Source organism: Flavobacterium microcysteis, from assembly GCF_006385255.1.
GTDB classification, from domain to species: Bacteria; Bacteroidota; Bacteroidia; order Flavobacteriales; family Flavobacteriaceae; genus Flavobacterium; species Flavobacterium microcysteis.
The window spans coordinates 184,348-197,577 of sequence record NZ_VFJE01000049.1; the positions used below are offsets into that span (position 1 = coordinate 184,348).

Annotated in this window: 10 protein-coding genes; 3 read left to right on the plus strand and 7 right to left on the minus strand. The window is 38.3% G+C overall.

Annotated elements, in window-relative coordinates; genetic code table 11:
- Window positions 1–261: 261 nt before the first annotated feature.
- Complete coding sequence (locus tag FJA49_RS02525) at window positions 262–1,584, minus strand: serine hydrolase domain-containing protein (protein WP_139998513.1); 1,323 nt, start codon at window positions 1,582–1,584, stop codon at window positions 262–264.
- Between the two features lie 338 nt (window positions 1,585–1,922).
- Here FJA49_RS02525 and FJA49_RS02530 point away from each other — a divergent pair, with 338 nt between their 5' ends.
- Window positions 1,923–3,755 carry a M1 family aminopeptidase gene (locus FJA49_RS02530; RefSeq protein ID WP_139998515.1) on the plus strand — a complete coding sequence of 611 codons (1,833 nt, stop codon included), beginning with the start codon at window positions 1,923–1,925 and terminating at the stop codon, window positions 3,753–3,755.
- A gap of 7 nt (window positions 3,756–3,762) precedes the next feature.
- Here the strand turns inward: FJA49_RS02530 and FJA49_RS02535 are convergent, their stop codons facing one another.
- From FJA49_RS02535 to FJA49_RS02545, 3 genes are all read right to left on the minus strand, one after another.
- On the minus strand, window positions 3,763–3,978 hold the full coding sequence (locus FJA49_RS02535; RefSeq protein ID WP_233590055.1) for a hypothetical protein: 216 nt from the start codon (window positions 3,976–3,978) through the stop codon (window positions 3,763–3,765).
- A 185-nt stretch (window positions 3,979–4,163) separates the two neighbouring features.
- Window positions 4,164–4,565, minus strand: a complete 402-nt coding sequence (locus tag FJA49_RS02540) for a hypothetical protein (protein ID WP_139998517.1) — start codon at window positions 4,563–4,565, stop codon at window positions 4,164–4,166.
- Window positions 4,546–5,136 (minus strand): RNA polymerase sigma factor, encoded by a 591-nt coding sequence (locus FJA49_RS02545; RefSeq protein ID WP_139998520.1) that lies wholly within the window; start codon window positions 5,134–5,136, stop codon window positions 4,546–4,548. Before FJA49_RS02545 ends, FJA49_RS02540 begins: the two co-directional genes overlap by 20 nt.
- Before the next feature lie 551 nt (window positions 5,137–5,687).
- On the opposite strand from FJA49_RS02545, the gene FJA49_RS02550 reads away from it, so the two are divergent.
- Window positions 5,688–6,026 (plus strand): DUF6249 domain-containing protein, encoded by a 339-nt coding sequence (locus FJA49_RS02550; RefSeq protein WP_139998522.1) that lies wholly within the window; start codon window positions 5,688–5,690, stop codon window positions 6,024–6,026.
- A gap of 361 nt (window positions 6,027–6,387) precedes the next feature.
- On the opposite strand, the gene FJA49_RS02555 is transcribed toward FJA49_RS02550, so the two are convergent.
- A complete protein-coding gene (locus FJA49_RS02555; protein ID WP_139998524.1) occupies window positions 6,388–6,816 on the minus strand; it encodes a PepSY-like domain-containing protein in 429 nt (142 codons plus the stop codon).
- A gap of 242 nt (window positions 6,817–7,058) precedes the next feature.
- Here FJA49_RS02555 and FJA49_RS02560 point away from each other — a divergent pair, with 242 nt between their 5' ends.
- Window positions 7,059–9,389 carry a T9SS type A sorting domain-containing protein gene (locus tag FJA49_RS02560; protein ID WP_139998527.1) on the plus strand — a complete coding sequence of 777 codons (2,331 nt, stop codon included), beginning with the start codon at window positions 7,059–7,061 and terminating at the stop codon, window positions 9,387–9,389.
- Between the two features lie 75 nt (window positions 9,390–9,464).
- Here FJA49_RS02560 and FJA49_RS02565 read toward each other — a convergent pair whose 3' ends face one another.
- Together FJA49_RS02565 and FJA49_RS02570 are read right to left on the minus strand one after the other, a co-directional pair.
- Window positions 9,465–12,293: a M16 family metallopeptidase gene (locus FJA49_RS02565; protein WP_139998529.1), complete on the minus strand. Its 2,829-nt coding sequence runs from the start codon at window positions 12,291–12,293 to the stop codon at window positions 9,465–9,467.
- A gap of 205 nt (window positions 12,294–12,498) precedes the next feature.
- Window positions 12,499–13,161, minus strand: a complete 663-nt coding sequence (locus FJA49_RS02570) for a winged helix-turn-helix domain-containing protein (protein WP_139998531.1) — start codon at window positions 13,159–13,161, stop codon at window positions 12,499–12,501.
- Window positions 13,162–13,230 lie beyond the last annotated feature (69 nt).

Here is a 13,230-nt window from a genome sequence, read left to right on the forward strand (position 1 = left end):
TAAAGCTGCTCTTTTTTATTTAAGATCTTTTGATTTTAGATTTCTGATTTAAGATTTAAGATTTTTGACTTGAGACTTTTGATTTTTGATTTTTGACTTTAAATTTTAGATTTGGGATTTTAGCCACAGATTAGATGATTACACAGATTTAAGTTTTCAAACTAAACTTAGCTCCTAAAACCTTAGCCACTCTTTTCACTTTCCACTTTCCACTTTCCACTTTCCACTTTCCACTATTCCCTATCAACTATCCCCTACCAACTATTTTAAGCTCATCAAAAACTTCGCAACTGCATGATAAGCCGGGATTGAATACGGGTCATTGGCTGCATTTGAGGCGACGGGATGAGAGGCAAAACGCACAATAACCATATCGGCTTTAGGGTCAATGTAAATAACCTGGCCGTGCACACCACGGGCGCAAAATGCACCATGTTCGTTATGGGTAATCCACCACATATTTCTGTAGCTCCATCCTTTTAGCAGCGGATAACCTGCTTTAGCAAAAGCTTTTTTGTTGCCTCCTTTTTTGATGTCTGCTATAGCAACTTTCGGGATGATTTGGTATCCATTTGCAAAACCGTTATCCAGAATGAGTTGGCCAAAACGTGCCATGTCTCTTAATCCCAGATTATAGCCGCCACCTGCAAAAGGTGTTCCTGTAGCATCAACAGATATATAAGCGTCCTGCTCTGTCCCTAGTTTTTTCCATATTTTTTCAGACAGTACCGTTGCGACATCTTTTTTTGTAGCACGTGCAATGATCCAGCCCAGCACATCAGAATTTACCGTTTTGTATCCGAAAGCCTTGCCATGCGTACCTTTTTTCTTAACCAACGGCAGGTATTCATAATAGCTTTTCGGGCCTTTATAGTCTTTGGGTTTTGGAAGCGGATTGCCGGCTGCAGAAAATTGCCATATCTCAGCATTCGAGTCTGCATAGTCTTCGCTAAACTGCAAGGCTGTTGTCATATCCATGACCTCTCTTACTGTAGCATCGCCAAAAGCCGATTTTTTGAGTTCCGGTATATAGTCGGTTACTTTTTTCTTTTCATTGATTATTCCTTCTTTGGCTAGCATTATGCCCAATGTGCCGGTAAACGATTTTGTTACAGACATGGCCGCATGCTGACCGTCGGCCGTAAGAGCTCCAAAATATTTTTCATATACAATTTTGCCATGATGCAATATGACAACTCCATCCGCATAGGTTTTTTGAAGACTTTCATCCCAAGTCATGGGTTCTTTTTCTCCTAATGGTATAAAAGTCACATCTGCAATATCGCCCCGAAGCGCTTCATGTAATTGATTTGAGGGTACAAAACCCCGTGAAACATTGACAGTAGGCATAAATTGCCGCATGTGTGCTACGCTCCATCGCAATGCCGGAAATTCAAAGAAACTGCCATCTTCAAAACGGAGTATGCGATTTTCTGGTGGCGGCGAACCTACCATCCATCCCATTTTTATAGGATCGCTTTCAGCGGCAGAAGGATAAACCGTTTTTTCTTGGGCTTTGCTTGCAGTAGTAAATAGCAGACAGGAACAGAAAACCAATCGGGAATAAAAGTAAGGCTGTTTCATAGATATAGATTTAGGATTGATTGACGTAAGGCAAAGAAAAAATCACAGCAAGAACTAATCATAAATTACTGTGTACCAAACTAAAGTTACAATTTTATTTTAAAAAGAGCTGTGCTTTTTTAAGAATTTTCTGTAGAAGCACTTTTACAGTTCTTGCTGTTCTTTATCGTAACAAGAACTATATATCGAAAAAAACTGTTATTTTTTAATGGTTTTCTTTTAGAAATATAAGATAAAATTTGCATTTTTGTCTTACGCATGATTTGTGACATGCCACTTCCCCCGCCTGATTAAATAACGATGTATCTTTTGATACGACTAGATAATACCTACGACCCATGAAAGTATTCCGATCGGCCCTTTTATTTTTGTTGATTTCCAGCAGTTCTCTATTTGCTCAGGTTCCTGTAACCGACCTTGATTTTGCCATACTTCGTTGTGAGAAAGCTTTTGAGTCCGGAACAGAGGACGATATCAAAACTAATTTCCCATTAGCAGATCAGCAGGAATTGCTACTTAGCCTTGATAAAAGCAAAACGAAGATTATACGCAAAGCCGGCCCATCAAAAATACTCGAAAGTGACAAGAAGAGTGCCCTGGTATTGCTTACAGGTACATTGCTTTTTGGAAATTCAGGAAATGAAACCCTTTACTCGGGACACTACTCCGGCATTTACCGTTTTAAATATAGCGAGGGAAAATGGACCATTGCAGAAAAACTGTCTATAGACCGTAAAAACCTTCTAATGGGGCATATCATAAATGCTACTATTGATCCAGTTAACAGTAGTTTGGATGTGAGCGATAGCATGAAAATCCTCACTCAGGAATCTTATGGATTTGCTGTAATGCTGAATCATAAGGCCAAAATAACATCACTACAGCTTGATGGAAAAGATGCCGATTATCAGTTTAATGGTGGCATTCTCTGGGTACGAACCAAAGCTAATGCCGAGCAGCAGTTATCACTTTCTTATACGCTTATTGTCGATAAATTAGAGAAGGATAAAAATTCCGGTTATTTTGATGATACGTTTGGACACGTCAGAAATCAGTTTTTCTGGCATCCGTTTTTTAGTTTTTCAAGCGCTAACGACCGTGCCGATTTTTCTGTTCGTGTAGCCATACCATCGGCTTACCAGTTGGCTACCAGCTTGCCTCAGGAGGAAACTATTTCAGAAAACCAGAGAGTCATAAAAGCCAGATCAGCCGGGCGTACTTTTGCATTGGGACTTTACTACGACAAGAAATGGAAAACCTATCGTTATAAAAAGAATGATTATCAGTTGGAAGTTTTCTGTGATACTGATTTCAAACCCAATCCAGATGTCCTACATAAGAATTTCCTTGAAGCTTATGATTTGCTGGCCGAAAAATTCGGAAGTCCGAAAGGCCAATACCTTTCTATAGTTCAGGATCGTTCGAATGCTTCAAATGGCTGGCTTAACCGAAGTAATGATATGATTGTAGCCGCTAAACAAGGTAGTGATTTTTTGAGAGACAAGCCTTCTCCTCGTGCTCCATTTGCTCATGAGGTGGCTCACGCCTGGACAACACCTATTGGGCCTGCAACTAATTTCCTTTCGGAAGGTTGGGCTTCTTATGCAGAACGTTATTTTCTTGAAAAACAGTATGGAGAAGCTATCTTCACCGATTATTTAACGAGTTATAAAAACATTTATTTTTCGGAAGGTTTTGATACCAAAGTTTCTTTATGGAATGATGTTTCCAATGACGGAGTTTCTTATTATAAAGGTGTTTGGGTGTTTTATATGCTTGAACAGTTACTAGGAAAAGAAGATTTTGAAAAAGGATTGAAAGCCTTTATGCAATCAGAAGAGCCTATGACTATCCAGCATTTTATGGACAAGCTTACTAAAACTACCGGTAAAAAAGTACAGCCATTTTTGGAGCCTTGGCTTAAAAGCAAACAGGTTCCTCACATACGTTATACTTTGAAAGATAATGCCTTGCTGATTGCCCAGGAGGGTGATGTTTTGCCTTTTTTACTGGAAGTGGAGTTTACATTGGGTGATGGAACAAAAACGATAGGTTCTTTTCCAATTAAGGACAAGCAGCATCGTTTTAAGCTTTCCAGCGCTAAGTATGCCGGTGCCAAGCAGGTTCGATTGGATCCTAATGGCAAACTGCTTCTTAAAATTCTGGAATAAGACTGGCTCATCGTTCGTAACCACAACGAGTCTTCCCTGCTTTCCGAGCTTCTTTGAGGGTTGTTTTTTCTATTTTATGGGTACAGTTTTGTAGTCCTTCGCAATTTTCTTTGTAGTGGAATCTTTTCCCGTTTGGGCTATTGCAGATGTATACTTCCTTCTTTTTAGACGGTTCTGCCTGATACAGCAAAACGCTTAACATTACGGTTATCAATAGTTTCATTTTTACTGGCTTATATGGTGATAAAACAGTAAATATATAAATAATTTTGTTTATTGTAAATATTTTTATTTACAAACAGTTAGTTATTAAGGTGCTAAGGCTCTAAGGTGGTAAGGTTCTGAGTACCCTTAAAGCCTTAGAGCCTTTTTCCTTTAGTACCTTCTTTCCTCAGTACCTCTTCAACCTTACTTCCCTTGAAAATAATTCCTAATAATAGGTATTTGTGCCAGCATTGCCAGCAATAACGCTACTGCTGCATACATGGTTGTTTTAGAGAAATTCAAGTCGCTTGTGATGTTGTTTAATTTGCTGTTATATATCTGTTTTATATCTACTCCATAGGATATTTCTTCTTGTGGTGTTCCTGAGAAATATGCGTAGCATATCAATCCGATTATGATTATGCTCAACACCAGCCAAAAACTTTTTGGCAGTATGGGTTTATAGGCCGAAATGACTTTTTGGGGAGCTATAGCGGTCTGAGCCATTACACGGGATGTAAAATCAAAGGAAGGCGTTTCCAACGGCATGTTTTTCATTGCCTTGTCTATCAAATTTTCCAGTTCTTTATTTTCGTTCTCTTTCATATTCGCTAATAATTTCAGGTTCAAGCTTTGCTCTTAGTATTTCACCTAGTTTTTTCCGGCACCGGAAGAGTTTTATTTTTACGTTATTGGCTTTGATGCCTATTACCTTGGCTATTTCTTCAAGCGATTGTTCTTCAAAATAATACAAAGTCAGTAAAAAAGCATCTTCACCCGGCAACTGTTGCAGGCATTCCTGCATGACACGATGTCGTTCTTCATCGTCTAAAGTGTCTAACACATTTTCGGTCGACCTAAGTTGGCGTGTGCCATAATCGTCAATAGCTACAGCTAAAGGTACTGATTTATGTTTTTTTATCCTATCCAAACAAGTATTATAGGCTATCCTATAGATCCATGTCGAAAATTTTGACTCTCCCTTGAACTTTTCTAACGACCGGAATACTTTTACAAAAGTGTCTTGTGCTGCTTCTTCTGCCTCTTCGGTATTTTTAACCATCCGTAGGGCTAAGGTATAAACAAGATTTTTGTAGCGATCTACCAATGGCGCAAAAGCCTGGGAGTCGCCTTCCATAATCCGGTCAATATAATATCGGTCGTTAGGTAGTGCCATATGGATGTAAGACGATATTAATAGTTGATGGGTTACAGCGAAGGTAAAAAAAATTTAGTTGCTGAGGTACTGAGGTGCTAAGATGCTAAGGTTCTGAGGTACTAAGGTGCTAAGGCTCTAAGATGTAAAGTTTGTGGGAAATATTAGGAAGTTTATACTAGACAGGTAAATTCATTATTTCTATTATTAGGAACTTTGCGGCTCTGCGCCTTTGCGAGCAATTATTTCACGCAAAGGCGCAGAGTCGCAAAGCAAGAAAAATATAAACTTTTAGAAGTTTGTTTTTGAGGTAAGGTTTCAAATAATCAATAAAAATAAATGTGAAATTTTTATTTCTTTTACATTTGGTATAGACTCTTTAAATCTGTGTAATTATTTTAATCTGTGGCCAAAATAGAAATTCATTAGTAAAGTTAGCTGTTCAAAATCGGCTTTCTTTATTAGGTATGAAATTCCCAATAATTATTTTTTTTAAAAAGATGTAACCGGAATCTGAAAGCTGTCGTCATAAGGTGCAGATACAATTAATAAACATTTAAAAATCATCAATCATGGAACGAATTATTATACCCATTTGCTTATTCGCTACAATTTTCGGAATTTTCTATATCTATCTGACTACCCGTAACCGCGAACGTCTTGCATTAATTGAAAAAGGCGCAGATGCCAGCCTGTTTAAAAGTAGCCCTCAGAATATACCTGTATGGAAATTGCTCCTTCTAAACCTGTCTCTGTTGCTTATCGGTATTGGAATTGGGCTTCTCATTATCTCTATTGTCCGTGCTTACACCACTCTTGACAGCGATGCAGCGAATACGGCTATTGTTTTTATCATGGCAGGAATCAGCCTATTCACAGGTTTCACGCTTTCCAAAAAATTGGAAAAATAATTTTTGAATTAATTATATATAAAAAACGCAGGGTATTTGCCCTGCGTTTTTTTTTGGTTGATTGATTGGTTAGAGCCATTAAAGGCTTAATTTTTTATTTTACAATTCTTAACAGTCTTCAACGAAAACCATCATCAATTAATAACTAACGTAAATAGTATCTTATAAAATTACCCAAACCTACTAATAACAATCTTAGTTTTATTACGGATTTCCATAAAATGAGTAGAAAGTTGAAGGTTGGAAAGTTGAAAGTTGAAAGGTCGAAAGTTTGGAAGGTCGAAAGTTTGGAAGACTGGGAGAAATTATAATAAAAAACGCAGGGTGTCCTGCGTTTTCTTTTTCCTATTTACGGTAACTATCAATCTTTTTTCAGAAATTTTCCATCTTTTGTAAATTCCAAATCGATATTGTTGGTCAGGTCGACATCTACATCTTTGTGGCCATAATCAATATGGGTAATCTTTTCGTTTGGATAGTTTGCTGCGACATAATCTTTAATTGATGCCGGAATAAAGGCTGTTGGTATCGGGTTTTTGCCTCCATCTACTTCACGATAGGAACCATCTTTCCAGAATTCTACTTCTGTCCCATCTTTTAGCTTGACTTCATAGCCTTTTTCGCCATGTTCAGCATCTTTCTTGGCTTTTTCTATAGTGGTGTGGCTAAAATGCTTTTGCAGAAATTCCTGTGCAGGTTTTGGTAGTTCACTTTCCGTTATTTTCTTTTGGGCTACTGCCGGTATTGCCAATCCCAGCAATAATACGGCTAACGCAATTTTTGTTTTCATAACTCAAAAATTTTAGGTTGTGTTCTTACTAAGTTAACACAACTTCAATCACATTTCTATTTTTTTAAGAAAGGTTTAGTTTTTTGTTAGGAATTTACAAAATATAACTTATTAAATTTTAAAACACTGACAATCATTTAGTTAAAATCTTATCATTCAAACTAAAAGCACGTTCACCTTTATAAAGGTGAACCTTTTTGCCTGTACGAATCCTAATTTTGGGGCAAAAAAACAATTTAGCTATGAAAAAATGTTACTTACTGCTGGCCTTTTTAGGCTGGCAAGCGAACTCGTATTCGCAAACGTTAAATCAACCGGCCAACTGGCCCAATTCTTCCTGGACAATTACAGGTAATTACAATTCAGACACCGAAGCTTTTGAATCGGATCCCAGAACCGCATCAAGCTTTGCTTATAATGATCGTTTTTCCGGCAATCCGCATGAGGATAATATTGCGGCTGAATCGCCTGTAATTAACCTGAGTGCTGCTTTTGCAAATGGTGAAACTTTATTGGAACTTACTGTACCCTACGGTTATCGTTCTAAACCTAACGATGTCTTAAGACTGGAATATTGGGATCCCGTCTCTTCTACCTGGATTTCATGGGGCGAAAATATTCCCGCCAATGCAAACACGTCTTTTGTTGTTAGCAATTTTTGCTCACTTCCTAAAACCACTTATATCTCGGAAACGCTCAATATTGCAAGTTTTAATCCGGCACAACTCGCAGGTTTCCGTTATCGGCTGTTTTATGACGATGATCCGGCAGGAACTGCCTGGAGCTACGGCTTCTGCTTTGATTCGCCAACATTACGTTCCTGGTCATGCGGAGCACCTACCCGACTTACCGTTACCGGTGTAGGATCCAGTCCTATTACCTGGGATGCCGCTCCCGGAATTGCAGGATTTGAATATGTATTGAATACTACAAGTGCTGATCCGGTAGGCGCTGGTACACCTACATTATCTAATATTTTCCTGCCTTCGGGATTGTCATTACCTCCAAGTACTAAACATTTTTTTCATGTTAGGAGCGTCTGCAGCACTTCACAAAGTCCGTGGCGAACGGTTTCGTTTTTCACCAGTCCCGTTAACGATAATTGTTCGGAAGCAATTGCCCTGACTGTCAATCCTACAGCAGCGTGTACGTTAAAAACAGCCGGTACGCTTGAATCGGCTACAAATTCTGATGAGCCTCATGCAGGTTCGGGTTCGCCTGATGATGATGTATGGTATACGTTTGTTGCCACAGGAGCTACGCATCGTATCGAATTGACGAATATCACCGGAAATGGTACCGAGTTTGTTGTCCATGAAGTATTGGAAGGAACTTGCGGTGGTGGCCTGTTAAGTGTGCATATTAGTGACCCGAGTCTCAATCCTACTTCGAGTTCCTTGCGTGGATTAGTAATAGGTCGTACTTATTTTATCCGTGTGTTTACGTATGGTTCTGATGCCAACACCCAAACAGATTTTGACATCTGTATCACTACGCCACCGCCACCGCCGGCAAATGACAATTGTGCCGGTGCTTATGTACTTACTGTTAATCCAAATGCTACTTGTACGGCTGTTACAGCTGGAACCCTTCTTTCAGCCACAGATTCTGGCGAAGGAAATCCAGAAATAGGAACGCCTAATGATGATGTGTGGTTTAAATTCACGGCAACACAAACTGCCCATCGGGTTAGCTTACGAAACATAAACGGAATGCCAAGAGAACTTGTTGTAGAAATACTAAGCGGTAGTTGTGGTAATCTGACCAGTATGAGAATCAATACTTCGTTAACAAACACTGTTTTTGGACTAACTATTGGCACTACGTATTATGTAAGGGTATTTAGTGAATCGCCAGACACTGGTGCTACTACTACGTTTAATGTCTGCCTGAGCACGCCGCCTACTGGTGCTATTTGCGAAAAACCTATTGTGATATCCGGATTGCCTTATACTACCAATGATAACACTATTAATTATGGCGATGATTATGATTTCCATCAAGGTGGTGATTCCGGTTGTGAAGGAACTAACAACCATTATTTGGGTGGCGATGAGAGTGTTTATGCCTATACGCCTACAACCAACCAGTCAATCAACATTCAAATTCCAGGTGCTCCGGGATGGACGGCAATCTTAGTCTATCCAAGTTGTAGCGCTATAGGAACCGGTGCCATAGCCTGTGCTGCAGGAGATTTTCTAAACGGTAACAGAGAAATTAATGGACTTGCCGTGACCGCAGGAACAACCTATTATATCATATTATCTACTCAGCCTGCTCCTCAAAGTTTTGCCTATACGCTCAATATTACAGAAAACTCACTAGGCACACAGCCTTTTGATGATACGCATTTTAAGGCGTATCCAAATCCTGTAAAAAACATATTGAGTCTGTCGTATCAAGAAGATATGTCTGAAGCTGTTGTATTTAATCTTTTAGGTCAGCAAGTGCTCTTTAAAAAGATTAATGCTTCCGAAAGCCAAATTGATATGTCCGGCCTGCTTAGCGGTACCTATCTGGTAAAAGTACATGCAGGCGATCAGGTCAAAACATTAAAAGTAGTCAAGCAATAATAGTCTGACGCACTAAATAACATAAAAAAGGCCGCCCATTGGGGCGGCCTTCTTGTATTTATAAAACGATCAGGTTTATTTTTCTGGGTTAAGAACTCCTATAAAGCTGTTCTTTCCGTCAAAGAATTTGTTTGCTGCTGCCTTCATATCCTGAACTGTAATCTTATTGATTTCTTTTTCAAAATTCAAGAATCTGTCTACGCTATTTCCTGAGAATTGAAGCTGTTGCAATTTACCAATCCAATATTGGTTTGTCTTGATGTCTTCTCTTCTTTTTTCGATAATAGCAATCTTTACTTTTTCTAAGTCTTTCGCTTCCGGACCATCTTTCTTAAGCTTAGCTACCTCAGCTTCAGTTTGTTTTAGGATCGCATCAACACTCTCAGGCCCTGTAGGTAGTTGTGTTTGGATAACATACTGAGAATACGGTTCTTTTTCCATCGATCCGCTAAAGCCACCGCTATAGATAGATCCCATTTCTTCACGAAGTTTCTCGATAACACGAATCGTAAGGATATCACCCATCATATCTGCTTTAAGCGCCATGTCTTCAGTATATGGAAGTTCTCCAAAATATTGCATTACTACAAGACTCTTAGGTTCTGTTCCTTTATTGAACATGAATTTGTTGTTTCCTGATTTTAATCTCAATCCGTTATCCACAAACTTAGGTTCTTTTCCACTTGTTGGCAGAGAAGCCAAATATTGCTCTAATAATGGTTTTAGTGTGTTTTCATCTACATTTCCTACCAAGAAGAAGTGGTAACCATCTGCTTTTCCGAATTCGTTTTTGTAGATTTCTACAGCACGTTCTGGGCTTATTGATTTGATTTGCGCTTCTGTAGGTATTACCATAGGTCGAAGCGGATTGTTGTTATACATTACATTAACAAGCGTATCAACAAAAGCTGCCTGTGGGTTTGATTTGATGAATTTAAGCTGCATCTGCATTTTGCTAACATATCCGTTGAACAGGTTTTGGTCCAAACGAGGTTCTGTTAGTTCCAGATAGTTCAATTGCAAAAGGCCTTCAAGATTTTTAATATCAGATCTTCCTCCTATTTCATTGGTAGTTTCACCCATAGATTGGTCTACCGAAATATTTCTTCCTGCTAATGATTTGCTTAGGTCTGTAGGCGTAAATTTACCATAACCCATTGTTTCAATTACAGTAGTCAACATAGATACTGTTGCTTTATCAGCAGCTCCATACGCATTTGTCCCTCCTTTTTTAACACCTGTAAAAAGGATTTCATCACTTTTGAATGTAGTTGGTTTTACGGTAACTTTAACTCCGTTGCTTAACGTATAGGTAGTCGCTTCTAATTTTGCGTCTTTCTCTACTTTAGTAATTTTCCCTTTTGCAGGCATTTTATCCAAAAGCGTAGTGCTTATTGCAACTTCTGCTTTTTTCTCTGCTTTTTGGGTAAATGATTTTTGTATAGCGGCTAACAAGGTAGCATCATTATTGATAAGCGCATCTTTTGTTTCAGAGCTCATAACATAAGCAAAGAATTTCTGCTTGTCTTCTTTTGAAAACAGTTTTTTGAAAGCAGCAGTAACTTCTTCTGGTGTAATGCCCGGAAGTAACGTTTTGTATAATTCTACTTCTTTTTCAATACCAGGAGCAGCCTGACCTATGAAGAAGTTTTCTTCATAATCGCCCAAATAAGCTGCCGAATTGGTCGTATTACGTTCGTTATACTGTTTTTCAGCATAGCTTAGCAAGTTCTTTTTAACCAGTTCTAATTCGTCTTTAGTAAAACCGTATTCTTCAATGCTTAATAGTTCTTTTACAGCAGCATTAAGAGCCGTAGTTAAGTCTGCTACCGGTACAACTGTAAGGCTTAATGCCTGATAGTTTCTGATATAGCTTGAATTACCTGTTTGTGCTGCTGCGAAAGGCGGTACTCCTTCTGCTGCAAGATCACGGTAACGACGGTTTATAGCACTAAAAGCTAACTGTTCAACTAATGTATTTCTGTAATCACCAACTGTTTTGTCAGCTTCTGTTTTTCTTGGAGAGAAATTAAGAGATAATCTTGTTGTAGTTTGCTCAGGATCTGTCAGGAACATTACTTCTTGTTTTGTATATCCGGCAGAACCATAAGCTACACGCTCTCTTGGGTTACTTGGATTAACAAGCGAGCTGAAGTATTTTTTTACCAAAGCTTCTCCTTGTGCAGCCGTAACATCTCCTACTACCACTACTGCCATTAAATCCGGACGGTACCAGTCTTTGTAGAATCTTCTTAAAACATCTGGTTTAAATGTCTTTAACAGCTCTTCTTTCCCGATTGGAAGCCTGTCGCTGTATTTAGAATTTAAAAGAGGCGGAAGGAATTTTTTTCTAAGTCTGCTAATAGCACCCAGGTTTGCTCTTGCTTCCTCAAGTACTACTTTTCTTTCTTCGTCAATATCTTTATCTGTCATCAAAGCACCTTGAGCCCAATCTTGCAGGATTTGGAAAGCTGTTTCCAGGTTCTTAGGATTATCTGTAGGAATAGGCAACATATAAACCGTAGTATCAAATCCTGTTTCTGCATTCAGGTCGGCACCAAATTGTACTCCCATTGACTGCAGGTTGTCTACCAGTTTATTTTTTGGAAAGTTCTTAGTTCCGTTAAAAAGCATGTGCTCTGTAAAGTGAGCAAGTCCCTGCTGATCATCGTCCTCCATAAGAGAACCTGTATTTACAAGCAGGCGAAGTTCTACTTTTTTCTCAGGCTTGCTATTTGGACGGATGTAGTATTTCATTCCGTTTTTCAATACACCTGTAGTTGTCTTAGGATCCGTAGTCAACTTCTCGCTAAGATTCTGCGCAGTCACGGTTTCTGTAGCCATGAAGAATACCGCTCCATAGAAACCCGCAGATAAGATGATTTTAAATAATTTGTTTGTCATTTCGGTTTTAGTTTTAAGCTTAATAGTTTACTAATAACATACCTCTATGTTATTACAATTACACATTTGTCATACATTATTATTTTTTGTTACAAATTTTATAATGCGTATTGTATCAAATTATTTTAAAAAATTGTTATGTCTTTGTTTATGGGCATTTCTGGATTAAAAAAATATTTGACTAGATTTCTTAATCATTTATTATTTACTGTTTCTTCTGTAAAGCTTCACTCATTTTATTAATAAGCAGTTTATACTTTTCCTGTTCTTCAATTCCAATCTGTTTGTCATTGATGTAGAAATCAGGTCTGCCGTCGCCTATTTGTATCAGTTTGTATTTTGTACCGTCAGTATCGATGGTCGTAATAGTATGAGCGTCTCCATTAAGTTCCGGATAAGGCATTTCCATCGGCTCCTTTTGCACTGGTTTGTTCTTTTTAATTGCATTGGGAAGAATGACAGCCAGTACTATAAAAACAGCTATTGCTAAAAGAATGGGAATTAGTTTTTTTGATTTTGGTTTGGATACAGCTACTGTGTTACTTTTTGCATCTGTACTAACGGCATGCAGTACATATCCTTTTTTAGAAATCGTTTCTATAATTTCTTTGTTGGTGTCATCCAAAGCTTTTCTTAAATGAAATATGGCCTGTGAAAGACCTTCATCACCGCCTCCATAGTCGTTCCAGATTTCCTTAATGATATATTCTCGTGTTACAACTTCTCCACCCTGTTCTGCCAAAAGGCATAACAACTGCATCAGGCGTGCTTCCAGCCTTATTCCTTTTTGGGTTTGTAAATTCGTAATTGCGTTTATGGACGGTGTGACTAAAAAACGACCGTTAATGATAAATTCCTGCTGCTTCATTTTTAAAGGTAAAAGATGACTGTAAAAATAAGAGTGTTTTGTTTTTATAAAGCATTAAAATATTTTCTA